At 71.5% G+C, this 23,652-nt stretch carries 18 protein-coding genes and 1 pseudogene; 12 read left to right on the top strand and 7 right to left on the bottom strand.

The genetic code is table 11. The features are described from left to right. The first annotated feature begins 81 nt into the window (after positions 1 to 81). On the top strand, positions 82 to 1,257 hold the full coding sequence (locus tag ACWGJB_RS00695; protein ID WP_453378125.1) for a transglycosylase family protein: 1,176 nt from the start codon (positions 82 to 84) through the stop codon (positions 1,255 to 1,257). On the opposite strand, the gene ACWGJB_RS00690 is transcribed toward ACWGJB_RS00695, so the two are convergent. After that, the gene (locus ACWGJB_RS00690) at positions 1,247 to 2,536 is read right to left on the bottom strand and encodes a DMT family transporter (protein WP_453378124.1); all 1,290 of its coding nucleotides are present in this window, start codon (positions 2,534 to 2,536) and stop codon (positions 1,247 to 1,249) included. The genes ACWGJB_RS00695 and ACWGJB_RS00690 overlap by 11 nt on opposite strands. 213 nt (positions 2,537 to 2,749) lie before the next feature. On the opposite strand from ACWGJB_RS00690, the gene ACWGJB_RS00685 reads away from it, so the two are divergent. The 6 genes from ACWGJB_RS00685 (at position 2,750) to ACWGJB_RS00660 (ending at position 11,616) form a co-directional block, all read left to right on the top strand. Then, on the top strand, positions 2,750 to 3,535 hold the full coding sequence (locus tag ACWGJB_RS00685) for a (2Fe-2S)-binding protein (protein ID WP_453378571.1): 786 nt from the start codon (positions 2,750 to 2,752) through the stop codon (positions 3,533 to 3,535). 38 nt (positions 3,536 to 3,573) lie between these two features. After that, on the top strand, positions 3,574 to 4,725 hold the full coding sequence (gene glgA, locus ACWGJB_RS00680; protein WP_453378570.1) for a glycogen synthase: 1,152 nt from the start codon (positions 3,574 to 3,576) through the stop codon (positions 4,723 to 4,725). A 92-nt stretch (positions 4,726 to 4,817) separates the two neighbouring features. Continuing rightward, complete coding sequence (gene glgC / locus ACWGJB_RS00675) at positions 4,818 to 6,038, top strand: glucose-1-phosphate adenylyltransferase (RefSeq protein ID WP_453378123.1); 1,221 nt, start codon at positions 4,818 to 4,820, stop codon at positions 6,036 to 6,038. A gap of 182 nt (positions 6,039 to 6,220) precedes the next feature. Next, positions 6,221 to 8,542, top strand: a complete 2,322-nt coding sequence (locus ACWGJB_RS00670; protein ID WP_453378122.1) for a GH92 family glycosyl hydrolase — start codon at positions 6,221 to 6,223, stop codon at positions 8,540 to 8,542. Between the two features lie 148 nt (positions 8,543 to 8,690). Next, complete coding sequence (locus ACWGJB_RS00665; protein ID WP_453378121.1) at positions 8,691 to 10,019, top strand: wax ester/triacylglycerol synthase family O-acyltransferase; 1,329 nt, start codon at positions 8,691 to 8,693, stop codon at positions 10,017 to 10,019. Positions 10,020 to 10,122: 103 nt separating this feature from the next. Further along, the gene (locus ACWGJB_RS00660; protein WP_453378120.1) at positions 10,123 to 11,616 is read left to right on the top strand and encodes an SDR family NAD(P)-dependent oxidoreductase; all 1,494 of its coding nucleotides are present in this window, start codon (positions 10,123 to 10,125) and stop codon (positions 11,614 to 11,616) included. Between the two features lie 155 nt (positions 11,617 to 11,771). Here the strand turns inward: ACWGJB_RS00660 and ACWGJB_RS00655 are convergent, their stop codons facing one another. Together ACWGJB_RS00655 and ACWGJB_RS00650 are read right to left on the bottom strand one after the other, a co-directional pair. Then, entirely contained in the window at positions 11,772 to 12,530 is a 759-nt protein-coding gene (locus tag ACWGJB_RS00655) for an SDR family oxidoreductase (RefSeq protein WP_453378119.1), read from the bottom strand. Positions 12,531 to 12,555: 25 nt separating this feature from the next. Continuing rightward, the gene (locus tag ACWGJB_RS00650) at positions 12,556 to 12,933 is read right to left on the bottom strand and encodes a hypothetical protein (protein ID WP_453378118.1); all 378 of its coding nucleotides are present in this window, start codon (positions 12,931 to 12,933) and stop codon (positions 12,556 to 12,558) included. A gap of 483 nt (positions 12,934 to 13,416) precedes the next feature. Between ACWGJB_RS00650 and ACWGJB_RS00645 the strand changes: the two genes are divergently transcribed. Further along, the gene (locus ACWGJB_RS00645) at positions 13,417 to 13,590 is read left to right on the top strand and encodes a hypothetical protein (RefSeq protein WP_189267454.1); all 174 of its coding nucleotides are present in this window, start codon (positions 13,417 to 13,419) and stop codon (positions 13,588 to 13,590) included. Between the two features lie 58 nt (positions 13,591 to 13,648). Further along, positions 13,649 to 14,131 (top strand): N-acetyltransferase family protein, encoded by a 483-nt coding sequence (locus ACWGJB_RS00640; RefSeq protein ID WP_453378117.1) that lies wholly within the window; start codon positions 13,649 to 13,651, stop codon positions 14,129 to 14,131. A gap of 6 nt (positions 14,132 to 14,137) precedes the next feature. Here ACWGJB_RS00640 and ACWGJB_RS00635 read toward each other — a convergent pair whose 3' ends face one another. The 3 genes from ACWGJB_RS00635 to ACWGJB_RS00625 are packed head-to-tail and all read right to left on the bottom strand — an operon-like array spanning position 14,138 to position 17,077. Next, the gene (locus tag ACWGJB_RS00635) at positions 14,138 to 15,103 is read right to left on the bottom strand and encodes an SDR family NAD(P)-dependent oxidoreductase (protein ID WP_453378116.1); all 966 of its coding nucleotides are present in this window, start codon (positions 15,101 to 15,103) and stop codon (positions 14,138 to 14,140) included. A gap of 54 nt (positions 15,104 to 15,157) precedes the next feature. After that, positions 15,158 to 16,045, bottom strand: coding sequence for an MBL fold metallo-hydrolase (locus ACWGJB_RS00630; RefSeq protein WP_453378115.1), 888 nt, complete (start codon positions 16,043 to 16,045; stop codon positions 15,158 to 15,160). Positions 16,046 to 16,093: 48 nt separating this feature from the next. Continuing rightward, the gene (locus ACWGJB_RS00625; protein WP_453378114.1) at positions 16,094 to 17,077 is read right to left on the bottom strand and encodes an aldo/keto reductase; all 984 of its coding nucleotides are present in this window, start codon (positions 17,075 to 17,077) and stop codon (positions 16,094 to 16,096) included. 105 nt (positions 17,078 to 17,182) lie between these two features. Here ACWGJB_RS00625 and ACWGJB_RS00620 point away from each other — a divergent pair, with 105 nt between their 5' ends. Then, a complete protein-coding gene (locus tag ACWGJB_RS00620) occupies positions 17,183 to 17,764 on the top strand; it encodes a TetR family transcriptional regulator (protein WP_453378113.1) in 582 nt (193 codons plus the stop codon). 70 nt (positions 17,765 to 17,834) lie between these two features. Here ACWGJB_RS00620 and ACWGJB_RS00615 read toward each other — a convergent pair whose 3' ends face one another. Next, entirely contained in the window at positions 17,835 to 19,178 is a 1,344-nt protein-coding gene (locus ACWGJB_RS00615) for an amidase (protein ID WP_453378112.1), read from the bottom strand. Positions 19,179 to 19,432: 254 nt separating this feature from the next. Here ACWGJB_RS00615 and ACWGJB_RS00610 point away from each other — a divergent pair, with 254 nt between their 5' ends. Together ACWGJB_RS00610 and ACWGJB_RS00605 are read left to right on the top strand one after the other, a co-directional pair. Next, positions 19,433 to 21,808, top strand: a complete 2,376-nt coding sequence (locus tag ACWGJB_RS00610) for an alpha-L-fucosidase (protein ID WP_453378569.1) — start codon at positions 19,433 to 19,435, stop codon at positions 21,806 to 21,808. Next, positions 21,801 to 23,652, top strand: a pseudogene (locus ACWGJB_RS00605) (family 20 glycosylhydrolase). Before ACWGJB_RS00610 ends, ACWGJB_RS00605 begins: the two are co-directional and overlap by 8 nt.

Below are 23,652 nucleotides of genomic sequence, written 5' to 3'. Positions count from 1 at the left end.
GCTGATTGCCGTCTTGTCATGGCCTGTTCGGGGCGCTTACTTTTGGCCCTCCTGACGCGCGTGGCGAGGGGGATCTCAGACATGGCCGAACGCGGCCGGCACCGCCGGTACCAGCCGAACAGGATCAACCGCGCGTCGCTGACCGTCACGGCGGGCGGCGCCGGGCTGGCGCTTCCGCTGGCCGCCGCCGGAAGCGCCGACGCTGCCTCCGTGTCCACCTGGGACAAGGTCGCCGCCTGCGAGTCCAGCGGCGACTGGGGCATCAACACCGGCAACGGCTATTACGGCGGGCTCCAGTTCACCCAGTCCACCTGGGAGGCCTACGGCGGCACCCGGTACGCACCGCGTGCCGACCTCGCCACCAAGGACCAGCAGATAGCCGTGGCCGAGAAGGTCCTCGGCGGGCAGGGGCCGGGCGCCTGGCCCGTCTGCTCGGTCCAGGCCGGACTCACCCGCGGCGGCGGCACGCCCGAGGTGCACACCGAGAGCGCCTCCACCCGCCCCGCCAAGAGTTCGGTACGGGACGTACAGCCGCAGACCACACCGCAGTCCCGGGCCGGCAAGGCCGAGATGTACACCGTGGTGCACGGCGACACGCTCTCCGGGATCGCCGAGGAACACGACGTCACCGGCGGCTGGCACCGGCTGTACTCGGCCAACCGTGCGACGGTCGGCTCCGACCCCGACCTGATTCTGCCCGGTCAGCGGCTGAGCCTGACGGGCCACGCGACCGAGGCCACGAAGACCGAATCGTCGGCGAAGAAGACGGCGGCCAAGACGTCCAAGCCGGCTAGGACGAAGTCCAAGGCCAAGCCGGAGGCCCGGACCAAGAAGGCCTCCTCCCACAGCGACCACTCCCTCGTCGCCCCGGTCGACGCCCCGATCGGTACGCCGTACCACGCGTCCGGCTCCCACTGGTCGAAGGGCTACCACACCGGCGTCGACTTCCTGGCGCCGACCGGCACCTCCGTCAAGGCGGTGGAGACCGGGCAGGTCGTCACGGCCGGCTGGGGCGGTTCGTACGGCTACCAGGTGGTCATCCGGCACGCCGACGGCCGCTACACGCAGTACGGTCACCTCTCGGCCATCTCCGTGCGGGCGGGGCAGAGCGTGTCCACGGGACAGCGGATCGGCCGCTCGGGGTCCACCGGAAATGCCACGGGCCCGCATCTGCACTTCGAGGTGCGGACGGGGCCCGGTTTCGGCACGGACATCGACCCGGTCGCCTATCTCCGGGCCGGCGGCGTCAGGATTTGACCCGCATCCGGTGCTGGTTCACCACCGGTGCCGGCACATAGCCGACGGCGGGGAGCAGCACGTCCGGCACGGACGTGGTGCGCTGCTGGGGCATCTCGGGCAGCACCGGGAGCACGTCGCCGTCCACCTCGAGCGTGCCGCGCGCCAGGTCCACGTCGTCCACCAGACCTGCCGCCGCCGACTCGGCCTCCGGCAGGCCTGCCTCTGCCGGACCGGCGTCCACCAGCCCCGCCTCGGCCACACCGGCCCTCGCCAGACCTGCTTCCGCGAGCGTGACGCGCGCCAGGCCCGCGTCGTCCACCAGACCTGCCTCGGCCGGCATTGCCTTCGTGAGGCTCGCCTCGGCCGCCGAGGCCCTCGCCAGGCCCGCCTCCGCCAGTTCCACAAGTGCCTCGACCAGTGGCTCGGGGGATGTCTCGGGCTCCGGTGTGGAGTGCGCCGGGTGCGGGGTGCTCTCGATGCGTTCGGTCGTGAGCAGGATCAGGCCGCCCGTCGCCACCACACCACAGGCCAGCGCCAGCAGGGTGCCGGTCGTGCCGTAGCGGAACGTCTCGTCGAACATCGTGATGCCGACCGCGGCGGCCAGTACCGGGTTGACCACGGTCAGCGTGGCCAGCGGCGCGGCGAGGCCACCACCGCGGTAGGCGGACTGCGAGATCATGACGCCGGCGACGGCGTAGACGCCGATCACGGCCAGCCAGAGCGCGTCGGACACGGCGATCCCGCCGTCCCAGTCGATCGCCACGACCTTGGTGAACACCGAGGACATGCCGAAGGCTATGCCGGACGCGACGGCGAGCAGCACGCTGCGCACCGCCGGGTGCCGGTGCGCGGCCCGGCCCGCGACCATCAGCGCGACGATCGCCCCGCCGGTGACCACCGCGACCCCGGTCCGGCCTGCGGAGTCCAGGGTGTGGGAGTCGGAGGAGCCCACCAGGGAGAGCAGGCCGGCCAGACCCACGGTGGCCATGATCGCCCCCCGCCAGGCGGTGGAGCCGGCCTTGCGGCCGACGAACAGGGCCGCCATGGGCAGCGCGAACACGATGGTGAGCGCGCCCAGCGGCTGGACCAGGCTGAGGGGGCCGTAGGCCAGCGCCACGACGTGCAGCAGGCCACCGAGGCCGTTCAGCGCCATCGCCCCCCACCAGCTCGGGCGGCTCAGCGGCGCGTACTGCTCGTCGGGGGAGGTGACCGCGACCTGCTCCTGCACGATCGCTCCGCCGGCGTAGGCGACGGCGGACACGAAGGACAGCAACACGGACAACGCGAGGGAACTCATGCAGGGCTCCTCAGCGTCAGGCGGATCCGCAGGGCGGTCCCGCACGGTGAACGGTCGGCTTCCATGAGCAACACTGTGCCCGCCCGATCGCTTCCCGTCGTCGTACCTGAGCACCCAATGCCTCGTACTACCGATGGAGTAGGGGAGGTCTCTGATCATCCCCAGGGTGGGTGTCGGCGGGTGGAGAGCCGGGGTCCCGGGGTCCTAAGAAGCCTGGTACTACTGCTGTTCGTGGACCTGGACCCTGATCTCGCCGCGCTCCGGCCGCTCGGCGGCTTCTTCGTGCTGCGGACGCTCCGATCGGCGGCCGGAGACCCGGAGGCGGTGCGGATCACCAAACTGCCAAGCCTTGCAAAAGCTTATAAAAAAGGCACATCGGATGTTTACGAAAATATCCTAACTTTCCGTGTTGGGGTGGTGGCGGGCCGTCTCCGCGCCCCCGAGCTCCGGGTCGCCGCCTCCATCGCCCATCAGGGACTGGCCGCCCGGCTCTGGTCCGTCGCCCTCGGCTGCGCCGCCCGCTACGGCCGCCTCCCCGATCTGGACCCCCGTCTGCTCCGCTGGGACGTCGGTGCCGGCGCCCCCGACGACCTCTGGCTCACCGAGGTCCGCCCGCTGCCCGGGGGCGCCGGACCGGACACGCTCGTGGACGCCGTCGTGCACGGTCATCTCGAACCCTTGGCGGAGGCCCTGCGGGCCCGCTACGGCGTCGCCGCCGGCCTGCTGTGGGGCAACGCGGGCTCCGCGCTGGCCGGCGCCGCCCGCGAGCTGGAGCGGTGGGCCCGTGCCGACGGCCGTACCGAGGCCGCGGACCGGACCCGCACCCTCGTCGACGGGCTCTTCGCGCACCCCCTGCTGAGTGCCACCGGCATCCGTACCGGCCCGGCGTTCCGGCGGCGCAGCTGCTGTCTGTACTACCGGGTACCCGGCGGCGGGGTCTGCGGTGACTGTTGTTTCACACAACCACCGTGCTCTTCCCCGCGCGCCGCATCTGGGTGACCATGGAACAACCGGCCGTGGAGATCAGGGGGTTGCGGGTGCGAGTGGGACTGCTGACCCGGGAGTACCCTCCGGACGTCTACGGCGGCGCGGGTGTTCATGTGGAGTTCCTCGCCAGGGAGTTGCGGCCGCTGGTCGACCTGGAGGTGCACTGCTGGGGCGAGGGTCGCGGGGTCGGCGTCGTCAGGCACCGCCCCTGGTCCGCGCTGGACACCGCCAACGACGCGCTGCGCACCTTCTCCGTGGACCTGGCCATGGCCGCCGGCCTCGAAGGCCGCGAACTCGTCCACTCCCACACCTGGTACGCCAACCTCGCCGGCCATGTGGCCAAGCTGCTGTACGGCGTCCCGCACGTGGTGACCGCGCACTCGCTGGAGCCGCTGCGCCCCTGGAAGGCCGAGCAACTCGGCGGCGGATACGCCCTGTCGAGCTGGGCCGAGCGCAGCGCGATCGAGGCCGCCGACGCGGTGATCGCGGTCTCCGGGGCCATGCGCGCGGACATCCTCGGCTGCTACCCGGCCCTGGACCCGGCGAAGGTCCACGTCGTGCACAACGGCATCGACACCGCCCTCTACCGGCCGGACCGCTCCACCGACGTCCTCACCCGGACCGGCATCGACGCGGGCCGCCCGTACGTGCTGTTCGTCGGCCGCATCACCCGGCAGAAGGGCGTGCCGCATCTGCTGCGCGCCGTACGGGACATCGACCCCGGGGTGCAGGTGGTGCTGTGCGCCGGAGCGCCCGACACCCCGGAGATCGACCGGGAGTTCCGTGAGCTGTTCGAGGAGCTGCGCCGGGTCCGCGAGGGCGTGCACTGGATCCCGCAGATGCTGCCGCGTGCGGACGTCATCCAACTCCTCACCCACGCCGCCGTGTTCGCCTGCCCCTCGGTGTACGAACCGCTCGGCATCGTCAACCTGGAGGCGATGGCCTGTGGCACGCCCGTGGTGGCGTCCCGGGTCGGCGGTATCCCGGAGGTCGTCGAGGACGGCAAGACGGGGCTGCTGGTCGATCTCGACGACGACTTCGAGGCGGGCCTGGCCCGGGCGCTGGACGCCGTCGTCGGCGACCGGGAGACGGCCCGGCGGATGGGCGAGGCCGGACGGGAGCGCGCCGTGGGCGAGTTCGGCTGGGACGCGGTGGCCCGGCGCACGGTCCGGCTCTACGAGGAGATCCTCAAGCAGTCGTAACTGGCAGGCCGCCTGTTCGACGCGATCGGGGTACAGGCTTAGCGGGAGTGCTTCGAGGGCAGGCATGGAGCACCAGGGTGAGGGGAGCGGCCATGCGTCGTGGTGGGCCTTCGGTACTCGGGATCGTGCTCGCGGGCGGGGAAGGCAAGCGCCTGATGCCCCTGACCGCCGACCGAGCCAAACCAGCTGTCACTTTCGGCGGGACGTACCGTCTGGTCGACTTCGTGCTGTCCAACCTCGTCAACGCGGACGTGCTGCGCATCTGTGTGCTGACCCAGTACAAGTCGCACTCGCTGGACCGGCACATCACCACCACCTGGCGGATGTCCAGCCTGCTCGGCAACTACGTCACCCCGGTCCCGGCCCAGCAGCGGCTCGGCCCGCGCTGGTACCTGGGCAGCGCCGACGCCATCCTGCAGTCCCTCAACCTCGTCCATGACGAACAGCCCGACTACGTCGCGGTGTTCGGCGCCGACCACGTCTACCGCATGGACCCCCGGCAGATGCTGCAGCAGCACATCGAGGGCGGCGCCGGGGTCACGGTCGCGGGCATCCGCATCCCGCGCGTGGAGTCCTCGGCGTTCGGTGTGATCACCCCGGCCTCGGACGGGCAGACGATAGAGACCTTCCTGGAGAAGCCCACCGACCCGCCGGGGCTGCCGGACGCCCCCGACACGGTCTTCGCCTCGATGGGCAACTACATCTTCACCACCAAGGCCCTCGTCGAGTCGCTGCACCGGGACGCCGAGGACGACGACTCCGTGCACGACATGGGCGGCTCGATACTGCCCCAGCTGACCGCCCGCGGCGAGGCCCAGCTCTACGACTTCGGCACCAACCACATCCCCGGCGAGACCAGCCGCGACCGCGGCTACTGGCGGGACGTCGGCACCCTCGACGCGTACTACGACGCCCATATGGACCTGATCGCCGAACGGCCCGCCTTCAACCTCTTCAACCGCAGCTGGCCCATCTACACGCACTCCTACCAGCTCTCCCCGGCCCGCTTCAACGCCGGCGGCATGGCGAGCGAGTCCATCATCAGCGCCGGCTGCCTGATCCGGGGTCAGGTCACCCGGTCCGTGCTGTCACCGGGCGTGCGCGTCGACCCGGGCGCGGTGGTCCAGGGGTCGATCCTGCACGACAACGTGGTCGTGGGCCGGGGTGCGGTGGTGCGCGGCGCGGTCCTGGACAAGAACGTCGAGGTCCCGCCCGGCGCCACCATCGGCGTCAACCCGGACCGGGACGCCGAGCTGTACACCGTCTCCAAGCGCGGGGTGATCGCCCTCGGGAAGGGGCAGCTGGTCTCGTAGCTCCCTCCGCGTACCCCGGGCCCGGCGCCGTTCCCGCGCCGGGCCCGACTCGTTGCCCCTCGCGTCCCGTCCCGGTCCCTTCGTGCGACGCGCTGCGTGTGAAAACCCCTATGTGCCGGGCTTTGCGGCTTTTCCCCTTCACGATGCAGACAACGACGTCGAACCTTCGGAGGTCATCCGACATGAGAGGGACCCGGCGCACACGGCTGTGCCTGGCCGGGGTGCTGACAGCGTCCGCGCTGCTCACCGTCCCCGCCGCAGGGGCCGCCGAACCGACCGACGGCCACCTCACCGACCTGGTGAACCCCTTCATCGGGACCCAGAACGAGGGCAACACCTTCCCCGGCGCCGCCGTGCCCTTCGGCATGGTGCAGCTCTCCCCGGACACCGGGCACAGCACCGGCTACGACTACGCCCAGCACCAGATCCGCGGCTTCTCCCTGGTCCATCTCTCGGGCGTCGGCTGCCGCATCGGCGGCGACCTGCCCGTCCTGCCCACCACCGGGGACGTCACCCAGACGGACTACGCCCGGTACGCGGCCGGATTCGACCACGCCGACGAAGAGGCGAGCCCCGGCTACTACCGCGTCGGCCTCGACTCCGGCGTCCGCGCCGAGCTGACCGCGACCGCCCGCACCGGCGTCCAGCGCTACACCTTCCCGGCCACCGACAAGGCCAACGTCCTGCTCAACGCGGGCCAGGCGCTGCACAAGCCGGTGAGCAGCGAGGTCGAGATCCTCGACGACCACACCGTCCGTACGAAGATCACCGGTCATGGCTTCTGCCGGGAGACCGCCCCCTACACCGTGTACACGGTCACCCGCTTCAGCCGCCCCTTCACCGCCTACGGCACCTGGAACGGCACCGCGATCACCCCCGGCGCCCGCACCGGGGCCGACGGCGCCTATGTCCGCTTCGACACCACCCGGGACCGTACCGTCGAGGCGACCACCGCCCTGTCGTATGTCGACGCGCGCGGCGCCGAGGTCAACCTGCGCGCCGAGGGCGGCCGTTCGTTCGACGCGGTACGAGGACAGGCCAGGGACGCCTGGGAGCGGCGGCTCGGCGGGGTGCGCGTCCAGGGCGGCGGTGCGACCCTCCGTCGTACCTTCTACTCGTCCCTGTACCGCGCCTTCCTGGCGCCCAACGTCGGCGACGACGCGGACGGCCGGTACGCGGGCTGGGACCGCCGGATCCACCGCTCGGCGGGGTTCACCTACTACCAGAACTGGTCGCTCTGGGACACCTACCGCACCCAGGCCCAGCTGCTCGCCCTGCTCGCGCCGCGCGAGGCCCGGGACATGGCGCTGTCGGTACTGAAGGTCGACGAGGAGGGCGGCTGGCTGCCCAAGTGGGGCTACGGCACGGTCGAGACGAACATCATGACCGGCGACCCGGTCACCCCGTTCCTGACCACCGCCTACCAGGCGGGCCTGCTCAAGGGGCACGAGGAGCGGGCGTACCGGGTGCTGCGGAAGAACGCCGACGGTGTGCCCCCGGCCGCCAACCCCGGCGTCGGCCGCGAGGCCAACGCCGAGTACCTCGCCGACGGCTTCGCGCCCTACGCCAAGGGCCGCCCGCACACCAAGGTCGGCGACTCCGACTACGACCACGGCGCCTCGGTCACCCTCGAGTACGCGCTGTCCGACGCGATGCTCGCCCAGATGGCCCGGGACCTCGGCCATGGCGCGGACGCGGCCCGCTATGCCACCCGGGCCCAGAACTACCGCAACGTCTTCGACCCCTCCACCGGCTTCTTCCGCGCCCGGGACGCCTCCGGCGCCTTCACCGGCGACCCCGACCCGGCCCGCGGCATCGGCTTCCACGAGGGCACCGCCTGGCAGTACCAGTGGCTGGTCCCGCAGGACCTGCCCGGGGTGATCTCCCTGATCGGCGGCGAGCACGCCACCAACCGTCGGCTCGACTCCTTCTTCGCCTACGACAGGCTGCTCGCCGACCCGGAGAAGACCGCGCGCGAGGTCTGGGTGCACGGCAACGCCTACGACTACTACCGCGCGGCCGTCTACAACCCGATGAACGAGCCCGACCTCATCGCCCCGTACACCTACCTCTCCACCGGCCAGCCCTGGAAGACCACCGACGTGGTGCACGCGGCGCTCACCCTCTTCACCGACGGGCCGTCCGGGATGACCGGCAACGACGACCTCGGCACCATGTCCGCCTGGAACGTGCTGTCGTCCATCGGTCTCTTCCCCGTCCAGCCGGGATACGGCACGTGGGGCCTGTCGACGCCCGTCTTCGACCGGGTCGACGTCCGCCTCGACCGCCGCTACTGGCCGAGCGGCGGCTTCACGGTGACCGCGCCCGGCACCTCGGCCGCCGACCGGTACGTCCAGACCGCCCGGGTCGACGGATCGGAGTACGGCCGGACCTATCTGACGAACGGTTCGCTGCGCACCCTGCGCTCGCTGGCGTTCACGGTCGGCCCGCGCCCGTCAGAGTGGGGTACGTCACCCCAGGCGGCGCCACCGGCGCTGAGATGACCTCAGGTGTCCCATGAGTCCCGTCTCTTTCGGGGGAGGCGGGGCTTAATCTGCTGTTAACTGAGCGTAGCGTGATCGTACTTGACCGTAATCAGGTGTCGGCGTTTGACTGCTGATCCACCGTCCGTCGACGCGAGGCCCCCCTTTGATGAATGCGAATGACCTGCTCGCCCCTCTCGATCTGGCGTTCTGGAACATCGAGTCCGACCGGCACCCGATGCACCTCGGTGCGCTCGGCGTCTTCTCGGCGCACTCGCCGACCGCCGGCGCCCACGCGGCCGACCTGCTCGCGGCCCGTGCCGCCGCCGTGCCCGGACTGCGCATGCGCATCAGAGACGTCTGGCAGCCGCTCGCGTTCGGCGGCGCCGCCCGCGAGACCGCCCCGGACTTCGATCCCCTCGACCACGTCCGGCTGCACGCCCCGACCGACGACTTCCAGGCTGTCGCCGGCCGGTTGATGCAACGCCCGCTGGAGCGCGGCCGGCCGCCGTGGGAGGCGCATGTGCTGCCCGGCGAGGACGGGGTGTCCTTCGCGGTGCTGTTCAAGTTCCACCACGCCCTCGCCGACGGGCTGCGCGCCCTCAAGCTGGCCGCCGGGGTCATGGACCCGCTCGACCTGCCCGAGCGTGCCCCCCGCCCGATCGAGGCACCGCGCACGCTGCCGGCGCTGCCGGACCTGCGCAGGGTCCCCGAGCTGGTGCGCGGCGCGCTCTCGGACGTGGGCCGGGCCCTGGACATCGGCGCCTCCGTCGCCCTGTCCGCTCTCGGGGTGAGCTCCTCGGCCGCCCTGCGGTCCGAGCCGACCGGCACCCGCAGCATCGCCGGCGTCGACCTCGACATCGACGATGTGCACCGGGTCCGCAAGGCCGTCGGCGGCACCGTCAACGACGTCCTCATCGCCGTCGTCGCCGGTGCGCTGCGCCGCTGGCTGGAGGAGCGGGGCGACCCCACCGAGGGCGTCGCCCCGCGCGCCCTGATCCCGGTCTCCAAACGCCGGCCGCGCACCGCCACCCCACAGGGCAACCGGCTCTCCGGCTACCTGATACGGCTTCCGGTCGACAACCCCGACCCGCTCGCCCGCCTCGACCGCGTCCGCACGGCGATGGTCCGCAACAAGGACGCCGGCCCGAACCGGGGCGCCGGTGCCGTCGCGCTGCTCGCCGACCATGTGCCCGCCCTCGGGCACCGGCTCGGCGGACCGCTCGTCGGCCAGGCCGCCCGGCTCTGGTTCGACATCCTGGTCACCAGCGTCCCGCTGCCGGGCCTGGGCCTGCGCCTGGGAGGTCACCCGCTGACGGCCGTCTACCCGCTGGCCCCGCTCGCGCCCGGCCAGTCCCTCGCGGTCGCCATCTCCACCTACCGCAACCAGGTCCACTACGGCCTCGTCGCGGACGCGGCCGCCGTCCCGGACCTCGATGTGCTGGCCCGCGCGGTGACCGACGAGGTGGACTCGCTGATCTCGGTCTGCGAGCCATGATCCGGTCGGGTTTGGAGGTATTGCCCGGCGCTCCGTAAAATTCCCTTTTCGAAAGCGGGCGCGAGTCGGAGCGCCGCTGGTGGATCAGGGAAGCGGCGGCGCGATGACGGTGACACAGGACGGCCCGACGGCCGAGGACCAGGTGGTCTACGGCCCGGGCATCGACCCGGAGCGGCTCGCCGTCTGCCTCAGCGTGCTCGACGAGCTGGACAAGCTGGAGGTCGACCACCCGGACGCCATCGCGGTGCGCCGGGCCACGGCCGGCGTCTACCGCACGGTCAAGCAGCGCCGCCGCCAGGAGCGCCGGGCCGCCAAGACCGCGCACGACAAGGCGGTCACCGAGGCCACCGCGACCGGCTCCGCCGAGCGTATCGACGACGAGACCGAGGGCCTGCTGCCCTCCTCGCGGACCGAGGAGGGCAGGATCGCGGGGATACTCCAGCGCCCGCGCTCCTGCTACACGTGCAAGAGCCGCTATGTCGAGGTCGACTACTTCTACCACCAGCTCTGTCCGGAGTGCGCCGGCCTGAACCGCGCCAGGCGGGACGCCCGCGCCGACCTGACCGGCAAGCGCGCCCTGCTCACCGGCGGCCGCGCCAAGATCGGCATGTACATCGCGCTGCGGCTGCTGCGGGACGGCGCGCACACCACGATCACCACGCGTTTCCCGAAGGACGCCATCCGCCGCTTCAAGGCGATGGAGGACTCGGCGGACTGGCTGCACCGCCTGGAGGTCGTCGGCATCGACCTGCGCGACCCCGCCCAGGCCGTCGCCCTGGCGGAGCAGGTCGCCGCGGCGGGCCCGCTCGACATCCTGATCAACAACGCGACCCAGACCGTACGCCGGCTGCCCTCGGCCTACGCGGCCCTGGTCGAGGGCGAGAGCGCCCCGCTGCCCGCCGGTGAACTCCCCGCCCACCAGGTCATCGGCGCCTTCAACTCGGGTGCCGTGGACGGTCTCGCCGCGCTGCCCCTCGGCACCAGCGGCCTCGACGCCCAGCAGGTCGCCGACCTGGCGCTGGTCGCGGGCAACGCCAGCGTCGCCCGGCACCTCGACGGCACCGCCATCGACGCGGGCGGTCTCGTCCCCGACGTCGTCGACAGCAACACCTGGGTGCAGACCATCGACCAGATCTCCCCGGTCGAGCTCCTGGAGACCCAGCTCTGCAACTACACCTCGCCGTTCATCCTGATCAGCGCGCTCCGGCCGGCCATGGCCGCGGCCGCGAAGCAGGCGGCGCGCGGACGGTCGTACGTGGTCAACGTCTCCGCGATGGAGGGCGTCTTCGGTCGCGGCTACAAGGGCGCCGGGCACCCGAACACCAACGCGGCGAAGGCGGCCATGAACATGGTCACGCGGACCAGCGCGGTGGAGATGTTCGAGACCGACGGCATCCTCATGACCTCCGTGGACACCGGCTGGATCACCGACGAGCGCCCGCACTACGACAAGCTGCGCCTCGCCGAGGCCGGCTTCCACGCCCCGCTCGACCTGATCGACGGCGCGGCCCGCGTCTACGACCCGGTCGTCCGCGGCGAGCAGGGCGAGGACGTGTACGGGGTCTTCCTGAAGGACTACGAGCCGGGCAAGTGGTAGGCCCCGCTTAATCATGGGCGGCCACCGGCACCGGCGCCCTACTGTTCGGACAGGTGCCGGTGTGCGGGTGCCTCCGGCGGTCCGGTCGAGGAGGGGTGCGGGTCGGGGGCCGGTGCGGGTCGTGCGTGGTTGCTCGCGCAGTTCCCCGCGCCCCCTCAGGCAAGCCGGTGTGCCGCTCGTACCCGGGTACCGCCGTCCACCAGCAAGTCGGCTCCGGTCACCCACGCCGCGGCGTCCGAGCACAGCCACAGAACCGCCTCCGCCACGTCCTCGGGCTCTCCGATCCGCCCCATCGGCAGCCCCGCCGCGATCTCCCGCTCGCGCGGCTCCCACATGAAGCGGGCCATCTCCGTGCGCACCAGTCCCGGCGAGACCGAGTTCACCCGCACCCGGGGTGCCAGTTCCCCCGCCAGCTGCTGGGTCAGATGCAGCAGTGCCGCCTTGCTGGTGCCGTAGGCGCCCACGTCGGGGCCGACATGCGCCGCGCCCTCCGTGCAGATGTTGACCACCGAGCCGCCGTGCTCCCGCATCCAGCCCCGCCACGCGCACTGCGTCAGCCGCAGCGGCCCCTCGACGTTGACCGTGAAAGCCTCCCGCCACGTGCCGAGATCGGCGTCCATGAGCGGTCCGTAGGGACGATTGGTGGCCGCGTTGTTGACGATGATGTCGAGGCGTCCGAACTCGTCGAGCGCCAGCCGGGTCAGCTCCCGGGCGTGCTCCGGCTCGGCGACGCTGCCGGCCAGGCCGGTCCCGCCCAGCTCCGCGGCGGTACGCCGGACCTCGTCCGCGTCCCGCGCGCTCACGCACACCAGCGCCCCGGCCGCCGCGAGCGCCCCGGCGACCGCGCGCCCGATCCCGCGCGTGCCGCCGGTGACGACGGCCGCCCTGCCCCTGAGCCCGTACGACGACGTCATCGCCGTACCGTCTCATGACGGACCGTCAGTCGACAGCCCCGAGGCGGGAGTTGCGGGTCGCGACCAGTTCCAGGACGGTTCGCCAGTCCTCCAGGACGCCCGCGTCGAACCCCGCGGTGCGGCTCTCCTCGTCGGCCTGCCGCAGTCGCAGCACGTCGTCGTCGGCGGGGGTGCCGTCCCCGCGTACCAGGCGGTAGACCCGCTCCCCGAGCAGATGCCGCACCGCCTGTGCGGCGCCGTCGGCGGGGCCCAGCAGTTCCTCGATGCCGTGCACCAGGCCCGCGACCTGGAGCTCCTTGTCGGCGGGGCGGCTGCGGCGCAGCAGGGCCGCGGTGCGCAGGGCGCGCTGGTGCCGACAGGCGTACAGCAGATCCATCAGCTCCTCGACGCTGCGCAGCTCCATGCGTCAGTCCTTCCGCGAGACAGCCGTTGTCCTGTGCCATCGGATCATGTCGAGTTTTCGACCCGGCCAACGCAACCTGAACTGCACGGCCCGTGAGGGAGCGGCGCCTGCCCGATCGAACGAGTGTTCGCTCACTTGGGTCGAGCGGGCGGAGTCTAAACGGGGCATCATGTTACGAACAGGTGTATTTGCGGGCGCCCGAAGTACGGAGCGACTCGCGATAGTTACACCTTGTTTGCACTCCCTATCGAGCGGACCTGCGCTCATTTGGTTAATCTATAGGGGACGGACAGCAGCAAGGGGTCCCACCCACACCCAAGGTCCGTCCCGGGACAAGCCGGTCGACAACGGCCTGCTCTCTTGTGAGTTACCGGCGCCACCGCGTCCGAACCGGCCTTCCACCCAGACCCGAGCGGGCGCCCGGCACCGGAACGCAGACCGTCCGGTACGCCCCGAGGGTGACCGACACATAAGGAGTGCGCGGTGACACCTGAGAAGACGAATCGCGAGCAGCGCCCCAAGGAACGCACGGAGCGCGCGGGCAGCCGGCCCGGACAGCTCGGCAGCCTCGACGTGTGGGCCCGGTCCGCCCCGATCCGCCTCGCGGGGTACGAGGAGGACCTCGCCGAGCCCCACATCCTGCCCAGCGTGGACTGACCGGCCGGTCAGTCCTGTCGCGATCGCCGATGCGCATGGGCGTGCGAGACTCACGCCCATGTTGATCAGAGCAGCCACCGCGGCCGACTGGCCGCAGATCTGGCCCTTCTGGCACCGGATCGTCGCCGCCGCCGAGACGTACGGCTGGGACCCCGACACCTCGGAGCAGGCGGCCCGCGCCCTGTGGATGAGCCCGGCGAAGCGTGTCTACGTCGCCGAGGACCCCACCGGAGCCGTCGTCGGCTCCGCCTACCTCACCCCGAACTACGGGGGCCCCGCCGCGGGCGTCGCCAACGCCGGTTTCATGGTCAACCCCGACCGGGGCGGCCTGGGCATCGGGCGGGCCCTGGCCGAACACGTCGTGGCCGAGGCCCGGGCGCACGGCTACCGGTCCATGGTCTTCAACGCCGTCGTCGAGACCAACCCCGCAGTGGCCCTGTGGACCTCCCTCGGCTTCAGGATCATCGGTACGGTCCCGGAGGCCTTCGACCATCCGAGCCACGGACGGGTCGGCCTGCACATCATGTACCGCGCACTCTGAGCGCGGTCACGCCACGAGCGCCTCGGACACCGCCCACAGCCGGGCCGCGTTGTCCCGGTCCAGGGCGTACGGCGCGACCCCGCCGACGGCACCGGCCCGCTCGGTGACCGGCTCGGCCTCCGCGCAGTCCTCGTAGTAGCGGCCGGTGACGCCCGCCACCGTCGGGGAGGCGGCCAGCAGCACCGAGGTCGCGGCACCCTGCTCCACCGTCTTCTGCGGCGGCAGCGTGAGTTCGCCCGAGGCGATGAAGTCGGCGACCTGCTGCATGTCCATGTGCCGGGCCAGGTTGGTGTCGGCGATGTTGCCCGGCATCAGGGCGTTGGCGGTGATGCCGTCGTCGGCCCAGCGCTCGGCGGCGGCCACGGCGAACAGGATGTTGGCGGTCTTCGACTGACCGTAGGAGGTCCACGGGTCGTAGGGGCGGAACCGGTAGTCCAGGTCGTCGAAGACGACGGGCGAGAAGAGGTGGCCGGTGGAGCTGACCGAGACGATCCGCGCGCCGTCCGCCGCCGCGAGCGCCGCGTGCAGGCCGGTGGTGAGGGCGAAGTGGCCGAGATGGTTGACGCCGAACTGCTGCTCCCGGCCGTCCGGGGTGCGGGTGATCTCCGCCGGCGCCATCACTCCGGCGTTGTTGACCAGGATGTGCAGCGGGCCATGCCAGCCGGCCACGAAGGCGGCGACCGTCGACCGGTCGGCCAGGTCGAGCCGTCCCACGGTCAGCTTCCCCGCCCCGGGCGGCAGCTCGGCCTCCAGCCTGGCCACCACGCGGTCGCCCGCGGCGGTGTCGCGCACGGCCAGGGTGACGTCGGCGCCGGCCGAGGCGAGCGCACGGGCCGTCTCCACTCCGATCCCGGAACTGGCGCCGGTCACCACGGCCCATCGGCCGTGCAGGTCGGCGCCGTCGACGGCCTCGGCGGCGGTGGTGGTGGAGCTGAAGGTGCTGAAGGTGTGGGGGGTTGCGGGTACGGACATGAGGTGTGTCTCCTGAGGTGAGAGGTGGTTCTGCACGGGCGGCGTCCGGCCCGGTTACCGGGACGCCGGCGTGTCGGCGACGGGAGTCCAGCGCTGGTTGTCGCCCTCGTGGGTGACCCGGCCGAACACCTCGTCCGTGAAGTGCCCGGCGGCGATCACCGTGTCCGGCCGCCCGAGCACCCGGTCGCGTACCTGCCGGGCCTGGCCGGGAGCGACGTCGGAGGCGAAGGCCAGGTCGGGGTCCGCTATCTGGGCGGGGGAGTGCAGGATGTCCCCGACGATCCAGACCTCCTCGGTGCCGGCGCCCGACGGGTCCCGCACGACGACCGCCAGATGGCCGGGGGTGTGACCGGGCGTGGCCTCGACGGTCACGCCGGGCGCGATCGTCTCGCCGCCCGCGACGAACTCGACGACACCGGTGAGCGGCTTGAGCACCGCCTCGGCGTCCGGTCCGCCCAGGTCGGCTTCCCGCGTCGTCCAGTACTGCCACTCGGCCTGCGACATGAGGTGGCGGGCCCGGGTGAAGGTGAGACCGCTGGGCGCGTGGGCGGCCGGTGTGCCGGGCAGCGGGGCGACATCGCTGGTCCAGCCGACGTGGTCGAGGTGCAGATGCGTGTAGACGACGGTGTCGATGTCGGCGGCGGACAGCCCTTCGGCGGCGAGGTTCCTGAGCAGCGCGCCCCCTTCGAGGTGAGCGACGCCGGGCACGTCCACATCGATCTTCCCGGTGGCCAGGTCCACCAGGATCCGCTGGCACCCGGCCTGGATCAGGAACGATCCGAAGGTGAGGATCAACTGCCCGTCGTCGAGATGGCCGGGGCGCGTCGTCCAGTCCACGCCGGGGAAGAGGGTGTCGGGGTTGTGGGCGCCGAAACCGTCGGGCAGATAGGTGATCGTCGTGTCGCCGACGGAGATCCGGGAACGCTTGGCGGGCTGGGGCATGGTCGTGAATTTCCTTCTGAATCGCTGCGGGTCCGGGACGGCGGGCGCTCAGCCGTTGAGGGTGCCCATGTGCTCGGGCGCGTAGCGGTCGCCGGCGACCGCGCCGTGCGGGGCGACCGCCTCGATGGCGGCGAGGTCGGCGGCGGTGAGCGTCACCTCGGTCGCGGCGACGTTCTCCTCCAGGTAGCGGCGGCGCTTGGTGCCGGGGATGGCGACCCCGCCCTGCTGCTGGACCCAGGCGAGGGCGAGCTGACCGGGAGTGACGTTCTTCTCGGCCGCGATCCGGCGGACCTCGCGGACGACGTCGAGGTTGCGGCCGAAGTTCTCGCCCTGGAAGCGCGGGTCGGTACGGCGCCAGTCGTCCTCGGCGAAGTCGTCCGGGCTGGTGATCGCGCCGGACAGGAAGCCGCGGCCGAGCGGGGAGTAGGCGACCAGGCCGATGCCCAGCTCCTTGAGGGTGTCCAGGACACCGTCGTGCTCGATGCCGCGCTCGAAGAGCGAGTACTCGATCTGGAGGGCGGTGACCGGGTGGACGGCGTGGGCCCGCCGGATGGTCCCCGCGGAGGCCTCGGACAGGCCGATGTGCCCGATCTTGCCCTCGGCGACCAGCTCCGCCAGGGCGCCGACGGTCTCCTCGATGGGCACCTGGGGGTCGATCCGGTGCAGGTAGTAGAGGTCGACGCGGTCGGTGCCCAGGTGCCGCAGCGAGCGCTCCAGTGCGTGGCGCACGTATTCAGGCCTGCCGTTGAGGCCGACCATCCGGCCGTCGTCGGTGATCTCGACCCCCGTCTTGGTCGCGACCACGGCGGCCTCACGGCGTCCGGCCAGGGCCTTGCCGAGCAACTGCTCGTTGACGAAGGGGCCGTAGCTCTCGGCGGTGTCCAGCAGGGTGACGCCGAGCTCCAGCGCCCGGTCGATGGTGGCCAGGGACTCGGTCTCGTCGGTGGCGCCGTAGAAGACGCTCATGCCCATGAGGCCGAGGCCCTGGACGCCGACGGTCAGGCCCTGATCGCCGAGTGCGCGCTGTTCCATGGTGAGGTTTCCTCGATTCCATAACTAACTGGATAGATACCCTGACCGTAGACCCGACCGCGAGGGATGTCAATAACTAGATAGTTACTTGGTAGGGTGGTGGGCATGTCACGCGATTCCAGCGCCACCAAGGCCCGGCTGCTCGACGCCGCCTTCAGCGAATTCGCCGCCTACGGCATCGCCGGTGCCCGGGTGGACCGGATAGCCGAGGCCGCGGGGGCGAACAAGCGGCTGATCTACGTCTATTTCGGCAACAAGGAGCAGCTCTTCGACGAGGTGCTGCGGCGGGCGATGACGGCGGGCGCCGAATCCGTGCCGTTCGACGTCGAGAACCTGCCCGGCTACGCGGGCGCGATCTTCGACCACCTGGTGGCACGGCCCGACCTGATGCGCCTGCGGCTGTGGAAGCTGCTGGAGCGCCCCTCCGCCACCGGACTCGAACACGACGCGTTCCGCGACAAGGTGGCACTGGTGGCCGAGGCGCAGGGGCGCGGCGACCTCGACGGGGACATGGCGCCCGACGACCTGCTGACCATGGTGCTCGCCGCGGCCCAGGCCTGGTTCTGGGCCGCCGAGGGGGTCGACCCCAGGGAGGTCAGCGAGTCCTGGCCGCAGGAGCGTCTCGCCCTGCACCGCGCGGCGGTCGTCGAGACGGCCCGCCGGATGACGGAGCCGAAGAAGCCCTAGCCGAAGAGGGCTCAGCGAAGAAGCCCTGGCCGAAGATGAGTCGGCCGAAGAAGGCTGAGCCGAAGAAGTCCTAGCCGACGGGTGCCGTCCGCTGCCACGGCCGCAGGGTCTCCAGTGTCCGGGCCACCTCCAGCAGGACCGCCTCCGAGCCCGGCCGGCCCACCAGCTGTACGGCGCACGGGGCGCCCGAGGACAGCGTGCCGAACGGCACCGACATCGCCGGCCAGCCGGTGAGGTTCCAGGCCGGGGTCAGCGGCGAGTAGTTGGAGCCGGCCAGCGCGTTGCGCAGCCAGCCGCGCTCGTGCCAGGGGGCCGCCTCCGGGGCGCGGCGCGCCAGCGCCGGGGTGAGCAGCACGTCGTACTCGGCGAAGAACGGGGTGAGCCGGGCGCGCAGCCGCTCGCGGGAGTCGCTCGCCCGGACCCCGCTCAGGAAGCGGCGGCCGATCGCCGCGTGCACCCGGGTCCGCCGGGTCAGCAGCGCCGGGTCCAGGTCGGCCGCGTCCACGGCCGTCCCCGCGGTCCAGTGCCGGAGCGCGGTGACACCGATCGACGCCGGATACGGCGGCTCGGCGCGCCGCACCTGGTGCCCGGCCCCCGCCAGCAGTCCGGCCGCCTGCGCCACCGCGTTCGTATACGGCCTGCTGACGGTCGTCCCGACCAGGGGGCTGCGCCGCGAGACGGCGATCTTCAGAGGAGCGCCCTGCGTGGTGTTCTCGAACCCCTTGCCCGCGAGGATCGAGAGCACCAGCCGGACATCCTCGACGCTGGTCGCCAGCGGCCCGTTCTCCGACATGCCGAACCAGTCGCCGTGGCCGATCCCGGCCGGGACCACCCCGAACCCCGGCTTGATGCCGACCAGACCGCAGTTGGCCGCCGGGATGCGCAGCGAGCCCATGCCGTCGTTGCCGAGAGCGATCGGCGCCAGCCCGGCGGCGACCGCGGCCGCGCTGCCGCCCGAGGAGCCGCCCGCGCTGCGCTGGGTGTCCCACGGGTTGCGGGTGACGCCGTGGACTCCGTCGGTGGTACCGAAGACACACAGTTCGGGCACGTTCGTCAGCCCGACGACCACCGCGCCCGCGGCCCGCAGCCGGGCCACGGTGGCATGGTCGGCGTCGGCGGGTGTGTCCGGTGTCGCGGCCGAACCGTCCAGATGTGCCTCGCCGCGCACCGCCAGATTGTCCTTCACGGCCAACGGCACACCGGCGAGGGGAAGTTCGTCGAGGTCGGCGCGGGCCGCGACCTCGTCCGCCTCGGCGAGCGCCGCATCGGCCCGGACCTTCCGGAACGCGCCGATCCGTCCGTCCAGCCGCGCGATCCGCTCCAGATGCTCGGCCACCACCTCGCGGGGCGTGACCCGCTTCTCGCGTACGGCGGCGGCGATTTCGGCGGCGGTCCGGCCGACCCAGCTGGTCACAGGCGCTCCTGGTGGTGCGGGAGAGAGGCTTACTCGTCGGTACGAAGGGCACTCTGCCCCGCCGCGGGCTTCGCGTCGAGAGCATCCGCCCCCGGACGCGCGGGCGGGGTGTGCCGAGGGCCGGCCGTCGGCGTCTGTGCTGTTCCCCCAGGTCCTCCGACCACTTTCTCAACTCCCGCCCATGCGCGCCCCATTGACAGGCTTCTGGGCCCGCTCAATCATCAGACATCCGATGAATGGAGCCGCGCATGAGCATGTCTCCCTATCCAAGACGCCAGGTCCTGGGGGCCGCCGCGGGAGTCGCCGCCGCGGCCGCGCTGCCGCTCGCCGCGACGACCCAGGCCCACGCCGCCGAGCCTGCCGAGGCTCGCGCCGCCGGGTCGGCCGATGCGGGTGCCGCGTCGCCATGGGTCCCCGTCCCCGCTGCGGTCCCCGTACCGCTCGACTCCCTCTACGACAACGACGGCATCGACATCGCCGACGCCAGGGGCGGTGACTTCGACGGCTCCGGCTACACGTTCCCGGGCGAGGAACTCCCGGCCGGCCGTATCGAGGTCGACGGCATCCCCTTCGACTTCCCCGCCGCGACGCCGGGTGCCAAGAACAACGTTGTCGCGCTGGGCCAGCGCGTCGACCTGCCCAAGGGGCACTACCTGTCCGCCGTCTTCCTCACCGCCGGCAGCTACGGCACCGCTTCCGGCCGGGCCACCGTCCACTACGCCGACGGGACGACCACCACGGCCGGCCTGAGCGGCGGCGACTGGTACGCGGTGGGCGGCCCGTTGGCGGCGCCGTACCGCTACCAGCCGGACGGCGGCAAGGACCAGCACAGTGTCGGGATCGGCACCTCGGAGGTGTGGATCGACCCGCAGCGCGAGGCCGTCGCCCTCACCCTGCCGGTCACCAACCCGGCCGAGGCCGGCAAGACCGCCCTGCACGTCTTCGCGCTCTCCCTCCAGCCGGTCGCCCAGGGGCGGGCGCTGGCTCTGCGCGACGCCCGCTCCACAGGCTCCCTGCTGGACGCGACCGGCGCCCAGAGCGTCGAGGCCACCGTCGTCAACGCGGGCACCGTCGCGATCCTGGCCCGCGACGCGGTGTCCGTACGCGTCGACGTCCCCGGCGCCCGCACCGTCGAGCCCGCCCGCATCCGCCGCCTCGACCCCGGCGAACAGGCACGCGTCCGCGTCGGCATCCGCAGCCGCACCGGCACCGCGCCGGGCACCGAGCGCGACGGCACGGTGAGCGTGCACGGACGCGGCACCCAAGTGACGTCCAGTAAACGCTCGTTGACAATCGGGACCGCCGACTACCAGCCCACCGAGACCTCGTTGTCCGGTCATCAGGCCCCGTACTGGTTCAACGAGGCCAAGTTCGGCATCTTCATCCACTGGGGCGTCTACTCGGTGCCCGCGTGGGCGCCGGTCGGGGTCCAGTACGCCGAGTGGTACTGGGACCAGATGCAGGACCCGAACAACCCCACCTACGCCTACCACCGGGACACCTACGGCGAGGACTTCGCCTACGACGACTTCATCCCGCGCTTCACCGCCGAGAAGTTCGACCCGCGGGCGTGGGTGGAGCTGTTCCGGGACGCCGGTGCCCAGTACCATGTACTGACCTCCAAGCACCACGAGGGCTTCGCCCTGTGGGACACCAAGCTCTCCGACCGCAACGCCGTGCAGATGGGCCCGAGACGGGACCTGGTCAAGGAGCTCTTCGAGGCGTCCCGACGGCACACCCCCGAACTCCACCGCGGCCTCTACTTCTCCATGCCCGAGTGGTTCAACCCCGACAACCCCTGGATGGGACACGCCCCGCGCAACCCGTACACGCTGGAGCCGCTGCCCTACACCGGATACACCTCCGGCAAGGACTACGTACGGGACTTCCAGGCCCCGCAGATGCTCGAACTGATCCACGGCTACGACCCGGAGATCATCTGGTGCGACATCGGCGGCGCGAACGACAGCGTCCACGTCCTCGCCGAGTACTTCAACCACGCCAAGAACCGGGCCCGTCCGGTCGACGTGACCGTCAACGACCGTTCGGGCATCGGCTTCCACGACTTCACCACGCCCGAGTACACGACGTACGCCGACACGGTCGTCGCCAAGTGGGAGGCCAGCCGCGGTCTCGACCCGCGCAGCTACGGCTACAACCGGGCGACCCCGGACGACGCCTACATGACCGCGGAGGAGGTCGTGCACAGCCTGGTCGACATCGTCTCCAAGAACGGCAACTTCCTGCTCGACATCGGCCCCCGCGCCGACGGCACCATCCCGGAGGTCATGCAGACCCGGCTGCGGGAGACCGGCGCCTGGCTCGCGGTCAACGGAGAGGCGATCTACGGCACCACGTACTGGTCGCGCATGGGCCAGCTCGGCGAGGACCTGCGGTTCACGGTCCGCCCGAACGAGGCCTTCTACATCCACTCCCTGACCCGGCCCGGCGCCAAGCTCACCGTCGAGGCACCCGTGCCGGTCCGGGCCGGTGACAAGGTGACCATGCTCGGCTACCACCGGCCGCTGACCTGGACCGTCAGCAACGGCTCGCTCGTCATCGACGTGCCCGAGGCGGCCCGGCGGGCGGGACGGCACGTGTGGGTGTTCAAGGTCGAATGGCATGCTTGAGGCACTCGGCGGGAGAGTGCTGCGCCTGCTCGGCGCCGTGGCGGCACTGACGCTGCTGGCGGCGCCGACCCCGGCGGTCGCACACCAGCGGCAGGCGGCCCCGCCGGTCACCGTGCCCGCGCTGATCAACTGGACGCCGAAGTTGGGGAGTTACACGTTCGACTCGGATACGCGTCTTGTCGCCTCCGGCGCCGCCGAACGCAAGGTTGCCGATACCCTCGCCGACGATCTTCGCGCGGCCGGACATGGCGTGGTCCCGGTCGTCGCGGGTGCGTCCCGCCCGGGCGACATCGTCATCGACGTCCGCCCGTCGGCACGGCCCACGCTCGGTACCGAGGGCTACGAACTCAGCTCCGGCCGACGGCTGTCGGTGACCGGTGCCACCGCGACCGGCGCCTTCTACGGCACCCGCACCCTCCTTCAACTCCTCACCCAGGGCGACCGGCTCCCCGCCGGGCACACGACCGACGTACCGCGCTACCGCGAGGGGGGCGTCGGCGTCTGCGCCTGCTACATCCAGGTCTCCCTGCCCTGGCTGGAGGACCTCGTCCGTGAGATGGCGTACCACAAGCTCAACCAGCTGCTCCTGGAGCTGAAGGTGAAGAGCGACGCCCATCCCGAGGCCGACACGTGGGGTTACTACACGAAGGACGAGATACGGCGACTCGTCGCCCTCGGCGACCGGTACCACGTCGAGATCATCCCCGAGATCAACTCCCCGGGACACATGGACCCGTGGATCGAGAACCGCCCCGACCTCCAGCTCACCGACTCCGACGGCATCAAGCAGCCCGCCCGGCTCGACGTCACCCAGCAGGCCGCCTTCGACTACTACACCAGCCTGATGGACGAGTACGCCCAGGTCTTCACCGCGAAGTCCTGGCACATGGGCGCCGACGAGTACATGCTCGGCTCCGACTACGCCAAGTACCCGCAGATGCTGAAGTACGCGCAGGAGAAGTACGGACCGAACGCCACCCCGCAGGACGCGTACGTCGACTTCGTCAACCGCGTTAAGGCCTACGCGGCGAGCAAGGGCAAGCGGCTGCGCATCTGGAACGACGGCCTCACCGGCGCCAACACCGTCCCGGTGGCCGCCGGGACGACGGTCGAGCACTGGCTGAACGTAGCGGTCAAGCCGAGCCGACTCTTCGCCCAGGGCTATGCGGTGATGAACGCGTCGTACTCCCTCTACCTCGTCCGGGGCGGCTTCCACAGCGACACCGAGGCGCTCTACGACCAGAGTTGGGACCCCCGTTCCTTCGAGGGCGAGAAGCTCACCTCCTCCGCCGGCGTCACCGGCGCGAAGATCAGCCTCTGGCCCGACAACGGCCGGGGCCAGACGGAGAACGAGGTCGCGGCCGAACTCTGGCCCGCCCTGCGCCACATCGCCCCAGGCCACCTGGGGCGATCCCCACCCCGACGCCACCTACGCACAGTTCACGGCGCGCGGTACGGCAGTCGGGCACGCGCCCGGTCGGCGGGACCTGACGAAGGTGCCGGTGCCGGACGGGACGTACACCTTCCGGGCGGACGGCGTGTCGTACCCGGCGGAAGTGGCGCGTACCGCCGACGGCTATACGACCCTGCGCACCGCCGGCGGCTGCCTGGAGATACGCGGCGGCAAGCTCACGCTCAACGTCCCGCTCCAGCCCGGCGTCGAGGCGACCTGGCAACCCTGCGACAGCGAGAACACCTTGCAGCGCTGGGAGCTGGAGCCCACGGCCGACGGCTATCACCTGACCAACGCGATCACCCGGATGGCCGTGACCGTGACGGACGACGGCCGGCTCGTCCAGTACCCGCCGGACCAGCGCACCCCTGCCCTCTGGCACCTTTCCTGA

Source organism: Streptomyces sp. NPDC054813 (assembly GCF_053611365.1).
The sequence above is the reverse complement of the archived record's forward strand: the minus strand, read 5'-3'. Positions and strand labels throughout refer to the sequence as shown.